The following is a 15,144-nucleotide window of genomic DNA, read 5'->3' as shown; positions in this document are numbered from 1 at the left end:
TTATCGGAGAATGGTCGCCACTAGAGTGCGACGGAACCGGGTCATCGGCAGCACGCTGCGGTCGGCCTTGGCCAGAATCGTTGCGCCTTGCAACGAAGCAACGATGAATGACGCCATATCCGTAAGGTCGATGTCCTTGGAGAGTTCGCCGGCTTGTGCGGCATCGCTGAGGCACAAAGCGATTTGTCGTTGCACTTCCTTGAAAATCTCGACCACACGCAGACGGATGATCTCGCTGTGCATGCCGATCTCGACCCCGAAATTGCCGATCAAACAGCCATTTTCAACGCCATGGGCTTCCAGGCTGCTGATGTTGGCATCGATATAGGCCAACAGCCGCGCAGTCGGCGTAAGGGCCGGGTTACTCAAGGTCTGATCGATGATCTTTGCCGTTTCCTCAAACGACAGGTCAAGAATCTCCAACCCGAATGCTTCTTTAGACGCAAAGTGGTTCGTGAACGAGCCGTTGGGCACGTTAGCGGCGGTGGTGATGTCACGCACGCTGGCGTTGGAAAACCCACGCTCGTGGACGACGCGCAGCCCTTCAGTCAGTATTTTTTCGCGATTCGATAGTCTGCTCATGGCGAATAATATGATCGTCCACATAAAAACCGTCAAGGCGGGGTAAGGGGCCAAAAGCCCCGTTCTGTAGGAGGCGCCGCGACGTCTTCGGCGCCGCGCTGTCACGCAGCAAACTGGGCGGTACTTTGTATGGCTTGAGGTTGCAGCGTGTCAGGACTGGCGCCTTCCCGAATAAATTCGGTCCCACAGTTTTTCGCGCAATGCACACATTTGTAGACGCTGCCGAAGGCTGCGACAAGGGCCGAAGGACCTTCGCCAACAAGTTGGCTCAGATGGCCGCCTCCCTGTAGATCGCCAGTGAATTGAATATCGAATTGCGGGAAGAGGCCCCGTGAAACCATGCGGCCGAACGCAGGCGTTGCGCAGGGGGTAACGAGGCAAGGATGCCGAGAAAGCCGTGCGCGGCCAGGGACGGCCGCTCACGGCGACCCCCGGAGCAACGCCGGAGTGAGGGAAGACCGAGCCTAAGCGAGGGCCCGCATGGTGGGGCAAGCGTTTTGGGGGACCTTTTGGGCGTTTGAAAAAGGTGCCTCGCTGTAAAAGCGAAACCATAAGATCAGCACCCACAAAGGCCGGATATACACACGGAATACAGCGCCAACCTGTTTGAGGTTGATGAGAGCCAACTTTTGCGAGGCTTTATCAGCTAAGCCGCATCGCCAACACGTAGGCTCTACAGATTGAACCACTCGCTGACAATTTAGCTCCCACACACTACGCTTAGGCCCACGCTTTACTGATCTGGAGTTACTCAGTTCATTGCTATTTGAGCAGGGCATCCATCAGGCGCATTTGATGAACGAATACACCCCCCATAATTGGGCGCCGCACGAGCGTCCGGCCATTCCCGGCTCGCCCTCGACGCCGTTGCATCCAACGGGCAAGCGCGTGGCGTTCGCACTTGTCGGGGTGATTGTGGCGTTGACCGGTGGCTTGGGAAACGCCTTGGTCGTGGCCAACTTGCCCTACCTGCAAGGCTCGCTTGGGGCGACTACGGAAGAAATTGCCTGGCTACCCGCCGCTTACGTCATGACCAACGTCTCGATGAACCTGCTGTTGGTGAAGTTTCGCCAGCAGTTCGGTTTGCGTGCGTTTACTGAAGTGTTTCTGGTGCTCTACGCCTTGGTCACGTTCGGCCATCTGTTCGTCAACGACTGGAGTTCGGCCATCGCCGTGCGTGCAGCCCACGGCATGGTCGGTGCAGCGCTCAGTTCATTGGGCCTTTATTACATGATTCAGGCGTTCCCGCAGCGGTGGCGAACCAAGGCCTTAGTGCTGGGTTTGGGTATGTCCCAATTGGCGATTCCGCTGGCGCGATTGGTGTCTGAAGATTTGCTATTGATCGCCGAGTGGCGAGGGCTGTACCTGTTTGAACTGGGCATGGCCTTGCTGTCGTTGGGCTGTGTGCTGCTGCTCAAATTGCCGCCGGGTGACCGCTTCAAAGCCTTTGAACCGCTGGATTTTCTAACCTTCGGCTTACTCGCTCCAGGCTTCGCGTTGCTCTGCGCGGTGTTGTCGTTAGGCCGGATTGACTGGTGGCTGGAAGCACCCTGGATCGGTATTGCCTCGGCGGCCTCAATCGTGCTGATTGTTGCCGGACTGGCCATCGAACATAACCGGGCCAGACCGTTGCTGATTACCCGTTGGTTGGGCAGCGGGCGGATTATTCGTCTGGCGCTGGGAGTGATCCTGAGTCGTATCGTGTTGTCCGAACAAGCGACCGGCGCTGTGGGTTTTTTGCAGGCGCTGAACATGAGCAGCCAGCAAATGCACACGCTGTACCTGATGATGTTGTTTGGCAGCGTCGCAGGTCTGGTGGTGAGTGCGTTAACCATCGATCCGTTGCACTTGTTCAAGCCACTGATCATCGCCTTGGCGATCATGGCCGTGGGCAGTGGCATGGACAGTTTTTCCAACAGCCTTACCCGGCCATCGAACATGTACTTGAGTCAGTTTTTACTGGCCTTTGGCGGCACGTTTTTTCTCGGACCCACGCTGGTATTGGGCCTGAGCGGGGTGATTGCCAACCCGCGCAATATCGTCAGTTTTTCAGTGTTGTTCGGCATCACCCAAAACATCGGCGGCTTGATTGGCGCTGCCGCCTTGGGCACGCTGCAAATCGTCCGGGAAAAGTTTCACTCCAGCAATATCGTCGAGCACCTGACCCTGATTGATCCACAAGTGCAGGCCCGGTTGCTCAGTTCCACCAACAGCTATGCGTCGTCTATTGCGGACCCCTCGTTGCGAAATCTTCAGGGCATTCGTGCGATCGCTGCTACCGCCACCCGGGAAGCTAATGTGCTGGCGTATAACGATGTGTTCATGACCATTGCGCTGGTGGCGGTACTGACCATGATCTGGGTTTTCGCCCGCAGTATTTGGCTGATGTTTACCACCCAGCCGCTTGATGCGCCTGCACCGCCACAACCGTCTTCCGTTCACTCTAATGGCGCCGAACTTTCATGACCGAGCCTAATACCCCTGTACACGCGCCGCCCGCAGCCGCCACAGGTCCGGCGCCTGCACCGATCATTGCGCCGCCGACCAGCCAGCCACGCTCGTTGGGGGTGCGAATTGTCTCGTCGGTGATCTTCGGTTCGGTGGCCCTGGCCGGGGTGTTGATCGTGCTGTATGCCTGGCGATTGCCGCCCTTCACCAGCGCCATTCAGCGTACTGAAAATGCCTTGGTTCGGGGCCAGGTCACGATCATTGGGCCGCAACTGAGCGGGTATGTGTACGAGGTCCCGGTACAGGACTTCCAATTTGTGAAGTCCGGGGATTTGCTGGTGCGGCTGGACGACCGTATCTACAAACAACACCTGGATCAGGCGTTAGCGCAACTGGGCGTACAAAAAGCGGCACTCGCCAACAACCTGCAACAGCGGCGCAGCGCCGACGCAACCATTCTGCAACGCCAGGCCGCGCTGTCCAATACCATGGCCCAGGTCGACAAAAGCGCTGCGGATTTACGCCGCAACGAAGCGTTGATCTCGGATGGCTCCGTGTCCAAGCGCGATTTGGACGTGACCCGTGCGGATAACGCACAGGCGGTCGCCGCCGTGGCTCAGGCAAAGGCAGCGCTGGAAATATCCCGTCAGGATTTACAAACCGTGATCGTCAATCGCGGTTCACTGGAGGCGTCAGTGGCCAACGCCGAGGCCGCCATTGAGCTGGCGCGGATTGACCTGTCCAATACTCGGGTAATCGCGCCACGGGACGGGCAGTTGGGGCAAATTGGTGTGCGTCTGGGAGCCTACGTCAACTCTGGCGCGCAGTTGATGGCGCTGGTGCCGGATCGTCTGTGGATCATCGCCAACATGAAAGAAACGCAGATGGCAGGCGTTCGCTTGGGTCAACCGGTGACCTTCAGCGTCGACGCGTTGGATGATCAGAAGATGCAGGGCAGGGTGCAGCGTATTTCACCGGCCACCGGCTCGGAATTCAGCCTGCTGCCAGCGGACAACGCCACCGGCAACTTCGTCAAGATCGCCCAGCGGATCCCAGTGCGGATCAGCGTCGAACCCAACCAACCATTGGCGAAACGCTTGCGGCCGGGGATGTCAGTGGTGGTGAGTATCGACACCAGCCAGAGCGGCGACGTACCGCCGGACCCAGCTGATGACGATCAAGCGCAAGGCGACCCACTCAAAAAATCTGAGTAAATAACCAGTACAGTGAACCGGAAAGCACCATCGCCGCTGGGAGCGTTAATACCCACGCCATAGCCAGGTTGCGCAGGGTGCGCATTTGCAGCCCGGAACCGTTGGCGACCATGGCCCCGGCCACGCCTGATGACAACACGTGGGTGGTGGAAACCGGTAACCCATACATGTCCGCTGCGCCGATGGTGACCATCGCCACCAATTCAGCCGACGCGCCTTGGGCGTAGGTCAGATGGGTTTTGCCGATCTTCTCGCCAACGGTCACGACGATCCGTTTCCAGCCCACCATGGTCCCCAGGCCCAGCGCCACCGCCACCGCGATTTTCACCCACAGCGGGATGAAGCGCGTGGCAGTGTCGATCTGCGCCTTGAACTGCTGCAACTTGGCTTGGGTGTCAGCGTCGAAATTTCCGACCTTGTTCGCGGTGATCAAGCGAATCGTTTCTGAAACCAGGTACATGTCATTTCGTACGTTGGCCGTGGCCTCGGCGGGTACTTTCGACAGCGAACCGTAATCGCCCACTTGAATTCCGATCTTACCGGTCAATACGGCCAAGGCCGGGACCAACGTTGGCGTCACCTGTTTGGTGCGCACATAAGTCGTCAGCTCTTGGCGAGGATCGGCGGGCGCTGGCTGGGTGACACTTTTGCTCAATGCCAGCTGCGTAACCTGCGCCACGGCTGCGAATTGCACCGATTGATCAGCCGGCATGGCGCGGTTTAACGCGTAGGCCATGGGCAAGGTACCCACCAGAATCAGCATGATCAGGCCCATGCCTTTTTGGCCGTCATTCGAGCCGTGGGCAAATGATACGCCGGTGCAGGTCAGAATCAGCAGGCCACGAATCCACAGCGGAGGCGGCGCATTGCCTTCTGGTGCCTTGTACAGCGCACGGTTCTTGATAAACATGCGCATCGCCACCAACAGCAATGCCGCAAATGCAAAGCCGACCAAAGGCGACAACAGCAGCGAATAGCCAATCTTGATTGCTTGGCTCCAATCGACACCGCTTGTGCCGTCGCGGCCATGCATCAGGGCGTTAGCCACGCCGACGCCGATGATCGAGCCGATCAACGTGTGGGAAGAAGACGCCGGAAGTCCTAAAAACCACGTGCCCAGGTTCCACATAATCGCCGCGATCAGCAGAGCGAAAATCATCGCAAAACCAGCCGATGAGCCGACCTGCAATATCAACTCGACGGGTAATAAAGCAATGATGCCGAACGCCACTGCGCCGCTTGACGTCAGAACGCCGAGGAAGTTGAAACAACCTGACCACGCCACCGCAAAGTTGGGCGGCAGCGAATGGGTGTAGATCACCGTCGCCACGGCGTTGGCGGTGTCATGGAAACCGTTGACGAATTCAAACCCCAGCGCGATCAACAGCGCCACGCCCAACAACAAAAACGGTGTCCAGGTGGTTACCACCGTGCCCATGTCATCGACGTCGTGCATCAGGCTGTAGGCGGTAAACAACAAACCGCTGCCAAGCACAGCGAAAAACACGATCCAAGTGAGCAAGCTCGGTTTACGGTCTATACGCGGTCTGGAGCCAGATGCCTGGACCAGCGAGTCCGGCGCCAAGGAGTTGCTGGGCATGATGTGAAGTCCTATTCATTGGAGTTCACCCTATGATCATTACAAAATGTGACAAATTTGCGATGCTATGGACGCCTACCCGCCGCCGGTCTGAAATGCGATGTTCAAAAATCATCTCGCTTGCGAAACGCCCAACGCCCGGCGAGCAACGTAAAGGTCGCGACCAATGCCACCAGCACCCAGAAGCCCTCTGGATCAGTGGCCAGTGGAATGCCGCCGACGTTCATACCGAAGAAACCGGCAATGATGTTGATGGGTAGCGCAAGGACAGTGACCACGGTGAGAGTGAACAAAGTGCGATTGCTTTGTTCATTGAGCTTGGCGGCGATTTCTTCCTGCAACAATTTGATTCGCTCGCCCAGTGCGATCAGGTCGCTGATCACCAGCGCAGATTCATCGGTGGATTGGCGCAGCTCTTGAACATCAGCATCCAGCAACCAGGCGGGTGGTCGATTTAGCACGCGCATGAGTGAGCTCGGCTCGAGCGCCAATAGCCGTTGCAAGCGCACCAGCACCCGACGCATGGCGCCAAGGTCCGCCCGGTTATCGCTCAGCCTTGACGACAATAATTGGTCTTCGATCTTGTCGACACTGAGCGTGGTCTTGCGCACGATCTGCTCAAGCACTTCGCCCTGATCACGCAGCAAGTGCGTGAGTAATTCCAGTGGTGAGCGAAAGCATTCCCCGCGTTTGACCGAATGCCGCAAGCGATCCACCGAATGCAACGGCTGCTGGCGGGCGCTGATCATCAGATGACTGCGGGTACATACCCACAACGTCGAGATGTCCGAAGAGACCATGCCGAAGTCGAACACAACGTCATTGACCACCGCCAGCAACGAGGCGTCAACGTGTTCGATGCGGGTCGAGCGCGAACCTTCGTGCAGCGCTTGGAAAAACTCCTCCGGCAATTCCAGATTGGATTTCATCCAGCGTTGGCATGCCGCGTGGGCCAGGTTCAGGTGCAGCCAAATGAACGCCTCAGGGTCTTGAGGGGTGTGCAAACAGTCCAGCGCGGTTGCCGAATCAATTTCCTGGCCGCGCTCGCCCGGTCGAAAGCGAAATCCGTAAATCAGGCCAAACAGATCTGAATCCTGACGGGTGTGCGCAATGCGTTGATTCATGTGGGCTCGCTGACCGTGAAGCGCCTGTCAGGGGCACAGGCTCGCCAAGGTCGCATCATCGCAAGCGCTTATTACGGTTTTGTTACCTTTCAAGTCAGGCGCTCAAGCGAGCCGTTAATTCATTTAGCTGACCCGACAAACCGTGCAAGTTTCGGCTGGCTGTTTCTGTGCGTTTTACGTTGTCCTGGTTCGCGTTGGCGATTTGGGTGATTTCGCTCAAGTTGCGTGAGATGTCTTCGGCGACGGATGTTTGTTCTTCTGCGGCCGTGGCGATCTGACGGTTCATGTCGCGGATAGCTTCCACCGCTTCGGTGATGCGGTGCAGCATGACACCGGCTTCGGTGACTTGCTGGACGCTTTCTTCGCTTCGGGATTGACCGTTTTCGATGGCCTTCACCGCTTCGACGGCACCGGTTTGCACGGTGCTGATGATTTGATTGATCTCGGCGGTGGACGCGGCGGTGCGTTGCGCCAGGCTGCGAACTTCGTCGGCGACCACTGCAAAACCACGGCCTGCGTCGCCGGCACGCGCCGCTTCGATGGCGGCATTCAGCGCCAGCAGGTTGGTTTGCTCGGCGATGCCGCGAATCACTTCGAGCACCTTGCTGATACGGCCGCTGTCGGTTTCCAATTGGCGGATGACTACCGCGGTATTGGAAATTTCCCCGCGCATATGGGTGATCGCAGTAATGGTGCTGCGCATCACCTGTTCGCCCTGTTGGGCGCTATGGTCCGCGTGGTCGGCGGCGGTGGCGGCTTGAGCTGCGTGGCGGGAGACTTCCTGAGCGGTAGCAGACATTTCATTCATTGCGGTGGCGACTTGATCGGTACGGTCGAATTGCTCGGTGGTGCCCTGGGATATCAACTGCGCAATCGCGCTTAGCTCGCCACTGGCGCCGTCCAAGTCCGATGCGCTGCGTTTCAGGCTGCTAAAAGTTTCAGCCAGAAAATCGCGCAGGGTGTTGGCGGCAATCGCCAGACGGCCCAGCTCGTCCTGGCGCTCAGCATTGACGCGTTGGCCAAATCTGCCCTCGCTCAGTTGGGCGACGTACTCGATCAAGCGTCGAATCGGATCGATCAAGTTCCGGTTGAGCAGCCATAAGCTCAGCAGTCCGATGATTAACCCAGATCCGAGCATCACCCCGATACCCAATAAAATGGTCCGGTTCGCGTCAGCACTGATCAGTTCGGATTGTTGATTGCCTTGTGTTCGTAACTGCTCCACCAGCGTGCTCATTTCTTCGCTGGTAGCTCGGTCCATGCCTTTGACGGCGGTATCACCTACCGTCGGGTCGCCGTTGGCAGCCACAAAGGCATCTCGGCCTTTCAAATAATTGGTCCCCAGCACGCGATGGCTTTCCCGCAGTTTTTCAATGCTGGATTTCAACTCAGGATTGGCGCTGGTCTGCGTGATGAGCTGACCCAAAATGGCTTGTACTTGAACTTGGCGTTCGTCGAACTGGCCCCAGTATTTGGTCAGTTCGACAGGCTGCTTGCCGCGCAACAGAACGTTCTTCCACTCCTGAACCTGAATCTTGAACTGAAGGTTGGCTTCATCCAGCAATTGCGAGGTGTGCAGCGGCCCATCGACCAACGCTTTGTAGTCCTGCACGCCGCTGGACAGGAAATGAAAGCATGCCAACGCAATCAACAACATCGCTAACAGGCTGCCGCCGAGCAACGCCAAAATCTGAGCTCTGAGGGATTTTTGCAAGAACATGGGCGGTATCTCGTGGCCAGGGACGAAAGCATTCCGCGCCTGGAACGGCGCGCGACGATGACATCCCTGTCCCTTCGAACTCGGGATATCCCGCTGCTCGGAGGCTTATTACCAAGAGAGTCGGCTGACACCGGGGATTCTTGAATCCATTTGAATAGATAACATTCCCGCGGCAGGCCTAACGGGCACTCATATCATCGCCAACGGTTGTTTGCGCAGGGGCGTCGGCCAGGCACTCTCGATAGCACTCAGATCGGCGTCGCTCAACACCCACTGCGCCGCTGCTGCATTCAGGCGCAAGTGTTCGGGATCGACTGCTTTGGGGATGGCGATCACCCCCGGATGGCGCAGGACCCAAGCCAGGCAGATTTGCGCGGGCGTGGCGTTATAGCGGGCAGCGATGTCCCGTAGCACCGGACTTTTCAACAAACGTCCGCCTTGGGCAATCGGCGAATAAGCCATCAGTGGCATGCCGTTGGCCTCGCTCCATGGCAACAAATCGAACTCGATACCGCGCTGCTCAATGTTGTACAACACTTGGTTGGTGGCGCAGGCCGGGTCGTTGAGTTCCAGCAGGTCTGAGACGTCGAAATTGGACACACCCCAACGGCCGATCTTGCCCACCTCCCGTAACCGTTCGAAGGCTTCGGCGGTTTCTTCGAGTGGGTACTGTCCAGGCCAGTGCAGTAAGTACAGATCGATGTAGTCGGTGCCCAGCCGCTGCAGGCTTCGTTCGCACGCCGCCGGAAGTCCTTTGCGGCTGGAGTTATGCGGGTAGACCTTGCTGACCAAGTACACCAGATCGCGTCGCCCGACGATGGCTTCGCCGACCACTCGTTCCGCGTCGCCTTCGGCGTACATCTCGGCGGTATCAATCAACGTCATGCCCAGTTCAATCCCCAGCTGTAGCGCGGCGACTTCGTCTTTTCGCTGGGAAGCGTCTTCGCCAATGTGCCAGGTGCCTTGGCCGATGACTGGAACGGATGAACCAGCCAGATCGAGGGTTCGCATAAAAACCTCCTGCTGATGAGTGATATTGAATCGGGCAGCGGGATCGGGGAGTGGTTCAAAGTTTAAGCGCAAAGCGTTTTCTTGAATGTGACTGGCGCGGGGTTTTTGGGTGTCTATCCGGCTTTTGCGCAATCCGGCATTCAATTCACGATCTGTAGGAACCCACGTGTTGGCGAAGGTCCTACTGAAGTTCTATGTTTGCCGCGCGACAGCGCGGCGTCGAAGACGTGGCGGACCTTCCTACAAAAAACTGTGCATCACCGATATCTGTGGGACCGAATTTATTCGGGAAGGCTTGCGTCCTGACACGCTGCACGCAACGACCCGTTCACTTGTTACGCGCACTCTCCCAACCACCCCCCAACGCCAGGAACAAATCGATCTGGCCCATGGCGACTTGGGTATTGGCTGACGCCAGTTGCGCCCGTACATCGGTGTAGGTGCGGGTGGCTTGTAGGTCGGCGAGGAATGAAGCGCGTCCGGCGCGGAAGAAGCGGTGTGTTTGTTCCGCTGCCTGTTGCGCCGATTGTTGGGCATCTGCCAAGGCGTCGCGGCGTTCCAGCAGGGCGGTGTATTGCGCCAGGCTGGTTTGGGTTTCGCGGATAGCATTCAACACGGTCCCGTCAAACCGCGCCAAGGCGGCCTGGGTCGAGGCTTCGGCTTCGTGAATGCGTGCGCGTGAACCGTTCGAGGGGACGGTCCAGCTCAGTAACGGACCAAAACCCCAACGGTTGGTTGCCTGCTTGCCCAGGTCGTCGAGGATACCCACGGTGCCGATCGTCGCGCCGATGCTGATGTCCGGGTACAACTCCCCCGTGGCCACGCCGATATCGGCCGTCGCAACCGCGAGTCGACGTTCTGCCTGGCGCACGTCGGGCCGACGTTTGAGCAGCGCGGCGCCATCACCCACCGGCATGACCTGCGCGATGTGTGGCAGTTGGGCGCAGGTCGCAACACCAGCCGGCAACTGGTCGAGGGGTTTGGCCAACAACATCGACAACCGAAATAACCCGGCTTGGCGAGTGGCAGTGTAGCGGGGCAGCTCGGCGCCCAAGGACTTGAACTGCGTTTGCGAACGCGTGACCTGGGTCTCATCACCACGGCCGGCATCGCGAAGACGCTGGGTCAGCTTCAAACTTTCCCGCTGTAGATCCAATGATTGCTGGGCGATTCCCTGTTCTTCATTGGCCGCGCAGACTTGAGCGTAGGCCCGCACTACATCGGCGACCAAGGTAATTCGCGCGGTGTCGGACGCAGCCTGGGTCGCATCGGCATTGGCCTCAGCGGCCTCGATACCGCGTTGCAGCGTGCCAAACAGGTCGAACTGATACGAGGTACTGATGCCAACGTCACCGACATTGGACACCGGGACTTTTTCAGTCAGCAGATAGGCTTCGCCTGACTCCTGCAAACGCTGCGCGCCGAGTTTCACGCTGCTGTGGAAGCCGCCGACCGCCTGGGCTTCTTGAACCTGCATGCGGGCGCGTGAAAGATTAGCTGCCGCGACCCGCAGGTCGGTGTTGGTGGCCATGGCTTGCTGAATCAACTGATTAAGGCGCTGATCCTGATACAGCCGCCACCAGTCTTGCTCCACCGGTGCGGAGATCACATCGGCGCCTTTGCCCGCCAACTCGCCCTGTAAATCCGGGCGATTGAGGGCGGCGTCTTTGGGCAGGTGGTAATCCGGACCGACGATTTGGCAGGCCGACAACATCACGCTCAGCGCGAGGATCGTGAGACGGACGCCGGGCTTCATTTAGCGGCGTCCTTGTCTTTGGCGTCGTGGGCGGCGAGGTCGGCGTCGTTGATCATCGACACGGTTGCGGTGCGCCCGGCAATCATGCGGAAGTCTTCGGGCACGCTGTCAAAGGCGATTCGTACCGGAATCCGTTGCGCCAAACGCACCCAACTGAATGCCGGATTGATGTTTGGCAACAGGTTGGTACCGCTGCTGCGATCACGGTCTTCGATGGCGGCGACGATGCTTTGCACATGACCGCGCAAGCGGGTGTGGTCGCCAATCACGCGGATATCCACAGACTGGCCGATATGAATGCCGGCCAGTTTGGTTTCTTCAAAATAGCCGTCGATGTGAAACGACGAACCGTCCACCACCGACAACACTGCACGGCCGGCACTGACGAATTCTTGCGCACGCGGCGCACGGTCGTTGAGGTAGCCGTCTACCGGGCTGCGAATCACCGAGCGATCCAGGTTTAGTTGCGCCGCGTCCACTGCCACTTGGGATTCGCCCAGCGCTGCCAGGCCTCGGGCCTCGCGGGACTGACTTTCTTCCAGTTGTTCTTGGGCGACCAGATTACCCAGGCCCCGGTTACGTTTGTTTTCGCGACGGGCCTGTTCGTAGGCCTCCTGGCGTTCCGCGACCGTGGCTTGCGCCTGGCGCAGGGCCAGACGAAAACGGTCCTGATCGATGACGAACAGCACCTGGCCTTTGCTCACCACCTGGTTATCCACAACGTCCACGCGTTGGATCAGCCCGGAAACGTCCGGGGCGATCTGAACGATATCGGCGCGGATGTGCCCGTCCCGGGTCCAGGGCGCGAACATGTAGTACATCACCATGCGCCAGACAACAACGGAGGCAAAAATCACAATCAGCAGGGTCAGGACCACGCGGCCCAATGTCAGTAGAGGTTTTTTCATTTCATCAGGTATCGACTGAGAGTATCCACAGCGCCGAGCAGCAGAGCGTATAGACCTACGTTGAACAAAGCCCGGTGCCAGACCAGACGATAAAAGTGGGCGCGATTGAGCAGCGCATGCACCCCCAGGTAGAGTGCGTAGGTGATCGCCATTACCACCAACAGCGTGGGAAGAAAGATCCCACTGATGTCCACATCACCGATCATAACGGCGCTCCATCGAGCCCATAGGGCGGTTGTTCTTCAAATTCGCCCGCCGTCACGATCTCGACGCCAGGCAGCAATGCCAGGCGCAGACCGCTCAGAGCGTGCAGTAAGTGGATACGGGTCGGGTCATCGCCCATCCAGTCAAATGTCATTGAGCGCCGGGCCCGGTCCATGGTTATCAACAGGCCTTTGGGCGCAGGCAAGCGTTCTCGGGCATCAAGGCACGCCTGGAAATAAGCGCTGACGTCATCGATGACCTGCCGCAGCAATGTCTGTGGCACGGGATGAACCCGGGGCAAGTACGCCAGCACATCCAACAGGTTGAGCGTGACGCGCAGCTCGCGCAGGGCGATGCCGGTGTCTTGCGCGGTGATGGTCAGGCGCGGCAAATGCTGCATCAAGCGGTCGAGCATTTTCACCGCCATTAGCCTGTGCTCATTCAGCGTCCCCGGCTGACTGAGGCTGGAGATGTCACGCCAACCGAAACGCGTCAGGCGCTTGGCGGCAAATTCAACCCCGAACGGCCGCACCACCAAGGTCCAGACAAACGCAAACAACAGGCCGACCGGGCCGGCCATGTTGTTATTGATGAAGACCAGAAAGTCGGTGTCGTAGGCGCCCTGGATGCTGATGAAGGTTGCCGTATTGACCAGCGTCAGCAGCGTGCCGAGGTAGAAACGCGGTTGCACGGTCAGCGTGGCGATCCAGATAAAAGGAACCGCGAACGCGAGGACTAGCATCGGGAAGTCGTTGAGGTTTGGCAGCACTAAGAACAGGTACAAACTGGCCAGGATTACCGCCACGGTGGTCCAGAAAAAGAACCGGTAAATCTGCGGTGCCGGATCGTCCATGGCCGCAAAAAAACTACAGGCCACGGCCGCGAGAATCACCGCACTGCCGCCTTCGGGCCAGCCCAGCAGAATCCATAACACCGAAGCGACGATGATCGCCGCGACCCCGGAAAGCACCGAATACAGCATCAAACCGCGATCCAGAAAGGGCGTCAGTCGACCCAGGCGCCAGTGCCGATACACGGCGCGCCATGGGGATTGATCGTCCGTGCGCAGGGCATGTTGCAGGCTGCGGCAGTCTTGCCATAAGTCCACCCATTCACTCAACCGGTACAAGGCGTTGGACAACAATAATTGGTGTCGATCATCGAGTTGTTCAGGGCTGGGTTGCAGTTGCTCAAGCTTGGCGTGTAACGCCTCCCACTTCTCCAGAGAGGCGCTTTTTGGGGTGCCTTTCAACCAGGCGCGGACGTCTTCCAGCGCCGATTGCAGGGGCCCAAGCAGTTCAGGGGTGCGCCGTTCCACTGCCCAAAGGGCGTCGTCCAGCGCATCAATGACCGGCAGCAAATGAATCATCCGACCGCGTAATTCTTTGCTGTTGCGCAGGCTTTGAGGGCGCACGCCTTCGTGGGACAACTGGCCGATCATCAGCTCCAGGGAATTGAAACTGCCCACCATGGCCGCGCGCAGTGAGCCAATCTCTTCGGACTGCTGAGTACGGCTCAGAAAGCGATCGCTATACGCAGAAGCGTCGGCGAACCATTTGTTGGCGGTGTCCATGACCACTGGGGCCAAGTGCCGAGGCCAGAACATGGCGCCAATCACGGCAGCACAGACGATGCCGAGAAAAATCTCTTCGGTGCGCGCTATGGCAATGTCGAACACGGCCATCGGGTTGTCCACCACCGGAAACGCAATCAGCGGCAGGGTATAACCGGCGAGCATAAAGGCGTAGCTATTTGCCGTGCGCAAGTGCAACGAAAGGAACAGCAGTGTTCCGGTCCATAGGGCAATTACAATCGCCAACAGAATGGGGGTTTGCACAAACAGCGGCACGAAAAACACTGCCGCCGCTGCGCCGGCAAAGGTGCCGATAGCGCGGTACAGCGCTTTGGAACTGGTCGGGCCAACAAACGGGCTGGACACGATATACACGGTGGCCATGGCCCAATAAGGCCGAGGCATTTCCATGATCAAGGCGATGTACAACGCCACCATCGACGCGGCGAACGTCCGCACGCCGAAGAACCAGTCACGTGCGGGCGGTACGCTGGCAAAAAAGCCCTTCACGACAACCATTCCGCGTCGTGGTGGTCAGGGTCTTCATGGCCAGCGTCTTCGAACGCGTGCAACACCCGCAGGGTTGCTTCCAAGTCGCTGATTTCAACATTTTTCAGCACCTTGTGGCGCAGGCTTTTCAGTTCGTCTTCGATGGACAGCGCCAGCGTTCGGCCGCTGTCGGTCAGGCTCAAGGATTTGGCGCGGCGGTCAGTCGGGTCTTCGGTGCGCAGGACAATATCGGCGGCACACAACTGATCGAGCAAACGTACCAAGGATGGGCTTTCGAGTCCCGCAGCGTGGGCTACGGTCACTTGGCGCACGCCATCACCCAGACGCAGGATCATCAGCAACGGCATCGCGCAGGCTTCGGAGATGCCGTAATTGACTAGCGTGTTCTGGCAAATCCTACGCCAGTGGCGAGAGGCCGCGACGATGCTCCGACTGATGCTCATTTGCAGTAAATCTAGGGTCATGGCGTTGCCGGCAGAAATAGTTGAAGGTGA

At 58.4% G+C, this 15,144-nt stretch carries 12 protein-coding genes and 1 pseudogene; 2 read left to right on the top strand and 11 right to left on the bottom strand.

Features of this window, described 5'->3' with window-relative positions:
• Entirely contained in the window at positions 1-582 is a 582-nt protein-coding gene (locus RHM59_RS09460; RefSeq protein ID WP_322165358.1) for a TetR family transcriptional regulator C-terminal domain-containing protein, read from the bottom strand.
• A 795-nt stretch (positions 583-1,377) separates the two neighbouring features.
• Here RHM59_RS09460 and RHM59_RS09455 point away from each other — a divergent pair.
• Together RHM59_RS09455 and RHM59_RS09450 are read left to right on the top strand one after the other, a co-directional pair.
• Entirely contained in the window at positions 1,378-3,048 is a 1,671-nt protein-coding gene (locus RHM59_RS09455; RefSeq protein ID WP_416194711.1) for an MFS transporter, read from the top strand.
• Positions 3,045-4,244 carry an HlyD family secretion protein gene (locus tag RHM59_RS09450; RefSeq protein ID WP_322286475.1) on the top strand — a complete coding sequence of 400 codons (1,200 nt, stop codon included), beginning with the start codon at positions 3,045-3,047 and terminating at the stop codon, positions 4,242-4,244. Before RHM59_RS09455 ends, RHM59_RS09450 begins: the two co-directional genes overlap by 4 nt.
• Here the strand turns inward: RHM59_RS09450 and RHM59_RS09445 are convergent.
• The 10 genes and pseudogenes from RHM59_RS09445 to RHM59_RS09405 all read right to left on the bottom strand — a co-directional run bounded on the left by RHM59_RS09445 (position 4,228) and on the right by RHM59_RS09405 (position 15,114).
• The gene (locus RHM59_RS09445; protein WP_322286474.1) at positions 4,228-5,844 is read right to left on the bottom strand and encodes an inorganic phosphate transporter; all 1,617 of its coding nucleotides are present in this window, start codon (positions 5,842-5,844) and stop codon (positions 4,228-4,230) included. The two genes, RHM59_RS09450 and RHM59_RS09445, sit on opposite strands and share 17 nt — an antisense overlap.
• Positions 5,845-5,948: 104 nt before the next feature.
• Complete coding sequence (locus RHM59_RS09440; protein ID WP_322286473.1) at positions 5,949-6,968, bottom strand: transporter; 1,020 nt, start codon at positions 6,966-6,968, stop codon at positions 5,949-5,951.
• A 94-nt stretch (positions 6,969-7,062) separates the two neighbouring features.
• Entirely contained in the window at positions 7,063-7,767 is a 705-nt protein-coding gene (locus tag RHM59_RS25500) for a methyl-accepting chemotaxis protein (protein WP_416195089.1), read from the bottom strand.
• Between the two features lie 228 nt (positions 7,768-7,995).
• A pseudogene (locus RHM59_RS25495) lies at positions 7,996-8,106 on the bottom strand (hypothetical protein); the annotation flags it as partial.
• A 771-nt stretch (positions 8,107-8,877) separates the two neighbouring features.
• On the bottom strand, positions 8,878-9,699 hold the full coding sequence (locus RHM59_RS09430; protein ID WP_322286471.1) for an aldo/keto reductase: 822 nt from the start codon (positions 9,697-9,699) through the stop codon (positions 8,878-8,880).
• A 328-nt stretch (positions 9,700-10,027) separates the two neighbouring features.
• Complete coding sequence (locus RHM59_RS09425) at positions 10,028-11,455, bottom strand: efflux transporter outer membrane subunit (protein WP_322286470.1); 1,428 nt, start codon at positions 11,453-11,455, stop codon at positions 10,028-10,030.
• Positions 11,452-12,363, bottom strand: a complete 912-nt coding sequence (locus RHM59_RS09420; protein WP_322286469.1) for an efflux RND transporter periplasmic adaptor subunit — start codon at positions 12,361-12,363, stop codon at positions 11,452-11,454. The genes RHM59_RS09425 and RHM59_RS09420 overlap by 4 nt, the downstream gene beginning before the upstream one ends.
• Entirely contained in the window at positions 12,360-12,569 is a 210-nt protein-coding gene (locus RHM59_RS09415) for a DUF1656 domain-containing protein (RefSeq protein ID WP_322165350.1), read from the bottom strand. The genes RHM59_RS09420 and RHM59_RS09415 overlap by 4 nt, the downstream gene beginning before the upstream one ends.
• Positions 12,566-14,650 (bottom strand): FUSC family protein, encoded by a 2,085-nt coding sequence (locus RHM59_RS09410; RefSeq protein WP_322286468.1) that lies wholly within the window; start codon positions 14,648-14,650, stop codon positions 12,566-12,568. The genes RHM59_RS09415 and RHM59_RS09410 overlap by 4 nt, the downstream gene beginning before the upstream one ends.
• On the bottom strand, positions 14,647-15,114 hold the full coding sequence (locus tag RHM59_RS09405) for a MarR family winged helix-turn-helix transcriptional regulator (protein ID WP_322286467.1): 468 nt from the start codon (positions 15,112-15,114) through the stop codon (positions 14,647-14,649). The genes RHM59_RS09410 and RHM59_RS09405 overlap by 4 nt, the downstream gene beginning before the upstream one ends.
• Positions 15,115-15,144: the final 30 nt, after the last annotated feature.

Source organism: Pseudomonas sp. MH10 (assembly GCF_034353045.1).
GTDB lineage: Bacteria > Pseudomonadota > Gammaproteobacteria > Pseudomonadales > Pseudomonadaceae > Aquipseudomonas.
Note: the sequence above shows the minus strand (reverse complement) of the source record. Positions and strands in the feature narration are given on the sequence as shown.